4 protein-coding genes are annotated in these 2,808 nt (G+C 36.9%); 1 reads left to right on the forward strand and 3 read right to left on the reverse strand.

Going from position 1 to position 2,808, the window contains the following annotated elements; all coding sequences use genetic code 11:
* Nucleotides 1–237: 237 nt before the first annotated feature.
* Genes KPC_RS18865 through KPC_RS18875 form a run of 3 tightly spaced genes read right to left on the reverse strand, consistent with a single transcriptional unit; the run spans nucleotide 238 to nucleotide 2,247 of the window.
* Nucleotides 238–1,026: a glutathione S-transferase N-terminal domain-containing protein gene (locus tag KPC_RS18865; RefSeq protein ID WP_121975862.1), complete on the reverse strand. Its 789-nt coding sequence runs from the start codon at nucleotides 1,024–1,026 to the stop codon at nucleotides 238–240.
* Between the two features lie 11 nt (nucleotides 1,027–1,037).
* On the reverse strand, nucleotides 1,038–1,550 hold the full coding sequence (rraA, locus tag KPC_RS18870; protein ID WP_121975863.1) for a ribonuclease E activity regulator RraA: 513 nt from the start codon (nucleotides 1,548–1,550) through the stop codon (nucleotides 1,038–1,040).
* A 31-nt stretch (nucleotides 1,551–1,581) separates the two neighbouring features.
* Nucleotides 1,582–2,247 (reverse strand): Rossmann-fold NAD(P)-binding domain-containing protein, encoded by a 666-nt coding sequence (locus tag KPC_RS18875; RefSeq protein ID WP_121975864.1) that lies wholly within the window; start codon nucleotides 2,245–2,247, stop codon nucleotides 1,582–1,584.
* A gap of 215 nt (nucleotides 2,248–2,462) precedes the next feature.
* Between KPC_RS18875 and rpsT the strand changes: the two genes are divergently transcribed.
* Entirely contained in the window at nucleotides 2,463–2,732 is a 270-nt protein-coding gene (rpsT, locus tag KPC_RS18880; RefSeq protein ID WP_121975865.1) for a 30S ribosomal protein S20, read from the forward strand.
* The last annotated feature ends 76 nt before the right edge of the window (nucleotides 2,733–2,808 follow it).

Consider the following 2,808-nt stretch of genomic DNA (forward strand, 5'->3'; position numbering starts at 1 on the left):
ACTGATTACGGGCTGAATTCGAGTATTTGTCATTGTAAATTCCGTACTGTCATTATGGATTGTGATTAATTTATCACGTTAAAAGTCAAATACATTATTTTTTTAACATTTCAATAAATTCAAACAATTTTATTCTTTATATTTATTTTTAGATATATCCTTCATATCGACTTGTTGCATACAGATAGGTCTAAAACAATATCCTGGTACAACAAGTCTTTTTAAATGTATCTAATTTCATGAACCATAATTTCGATTTAGATAATCGACGATATCTTTGGATTCAAACAGATGCACACCAGTATTAGGATCTTCTAGATAAGGAACTTGCACATCTTTTGCATATCGTCCCATCCTGGCTACAACCTGTTCACGTTTACCACCTTTGAGTGCTTTATATTTTCCAGGCTTTAACCTTAATGCAGCCAATCCCTGATCTTGCCAACGCTCTTTCGCCACATTATGAAATATAAAAGGCAATTCCAATTCAGTGAGTACACTCCGTACAACACGAGTAAAAGGACTTGCTTCAAACCCCCACAGTTCAAGTAAATGTTCTGGTGCCTTACGATTCACTATATTCTTATTGATAAATGTCCCACGAGCACCATTGATTAAAGTCCCTGCAAATGCCACTACTGGCAATTTAGGATAATGCGCATATGCTTTTGGTGTTTTTCCTGTTTTCCCGTAATGTTTAAATAAATGATGGATTATAGCTTGAGACTCATATAACTGTTCCCCTGTATTTTCATCAATCAAAAATGGAAACTGTTTTTTCCCCCCTTTATCTTTCACAATCTGACGATATTTATTCCCCCCTTTAGGGCAAGGATACACCTCATAATCTAAATTTAATAAGGTCAAAACTTCCCGAACACGACGACAAAACGGTGAACCCTCAAATTCATAAAGCTTTAACGCTTTTTCTGGTTGTTTGGGAAATGCTGTACCATTTGCTCCGCGCCCACCTTCTGTAATACCGGATACAAGTGCCTGTACTACTTTAATTGAATGATTCACCATATCGCTTCCTTTTATAAATCTACTAGTTTTTCTTTTGCCACCACAATACCATTATTATCCGCATACAAATAATCACCTGACTGGATTGTGATTCCTCCAAAATACAAATTCACATCCACTTCGCCAATGCCTTTCCGATTACTTTTTTGTGGAATTGAAGCCAATGCATGCACACCTAAATCCAGTTCAGCAAGTGCATCCACATCACGAACACAACCATAAATCACGACACCATTCCAGTGATTTTTCACCGCAGACTCCGCAATCATGTCGCCCATCAACGCACACCGCATAGATGCTCCACCATCGACAACTAAAACCTTACCTTCCCCGTCAGTTGCTAACAACTCTTTAACTCGTGAGTTATCTTCAAAACATTTCACTGTCACGACTTGCCCACCAAAAGTTTTTCTGGCGCCAAAACTCCTGAAAAACTTCCCATCTAAAGATGGGATCAGTGTTTGAATTTCTTTCTCAGGATTATCATCAAGTAAATCACATGTTACGAATGGGACTGTAGTCACTTTTTATCTCCGTTTAGATCGTTTTTAAATGCTATTTTGCAGTCAATATTTGTAAATTATCATAAATCTGAAATTTTGCTGTTTGAGTTCGTGCAGCCTCGACCATAGTATGAGCCACTTGTTCAGCACTCACTGGCTTATATTTAAAAGTTGATGGTACGAGATGTTCAAGTTTTCGATATAACTTCTGAGTTGCGTTCTCTATGATGCGCTTATCAGTACGCTCACCTAACAATAATGAAGGTCGAATAATAGAAACCGTATCCAATCCTAAGGTCTGTATATAGTTTTCAAGTTCACCTTTTACCTTGTTATAAAATATTTTCGACTTGGCATTTGCTCCTAATGCACTGATTAACAATAAATGTGTATGCGTTCCTTCAAATAGATCTGCAAAATGCGCATTAATCTCATAATCAATATTATAAAAATTCTGTTTAGAACAAGCTTTCTTCAAAGTAGTTCCCAGACAGCTAAAAGCATGTGTATAACCATTAACATCCTGATCATTGAGCAATAAAAAATCATCCAGAATAAATTGTTCCACTTTACTATATTTTTTAAAGTCAGGATTGTTATGCCGGACTACAGCAGTGATCTTCTCGCAAGTAAACTCAGAATTCAGCTGTTTTACAAGTGCTTGACCAACTAAACCTGTTGCTCCGATGACGATTGCATTTTTAATCGAATTAGTCATTTTTTAACCAAACTCCCTTAGATAATCATAATATAGCGATTTATTTAAAATTTATCTGCATCTAAATTGGTGTCAAAGCATGTCAAGACTTGACTTCGAGGCATTGTTTCATCAAAATATGCCACTTGTTTACGGGCTGGTTATAGTTCTTCTGATGTTGGTTTTCAGTTGTAATTGCAGCCCGCCCAGACCAATCTAATTCAAGGAGTGCACGAGTGGCAAACTCTGCTCAAGCTAAAAAACGTGCTCGTCAAAACGTTAAAGCACGTAAACACAACGCAAGCTTGCGTTCTATGGTTCGTACTTATATCAAACGTACAGTAGCTGCTATTGCTGCTGGCGATTATACTGTTGCTACAGAAGCTTATAAAAAAGCTGTTCCTGTAATCGACCGTATGGCTGATAAAGGCATCATCCATAAAAACAAAGCAGCTCGTCATAAGAGCCGTTTAAATGCACAAGTTAAAGCTTTAGCTGCTAACTAATTGTTGCATGAAAAGAGCCCCATCCGGGGCTTTTTTTAGTTCTAAAATAGTGTAGTTATAAATATCAGATTCATAC

It is taken from the genome of Acinetobacter stercoris, from assembly GCF_900323515.1.
GTDB lineage: Bacteria > Pseudomonadota > Gammaproteobacteria > Pseudomonadales > Moraxellaceae > Acinetobacter > Acinetobacter stercoris.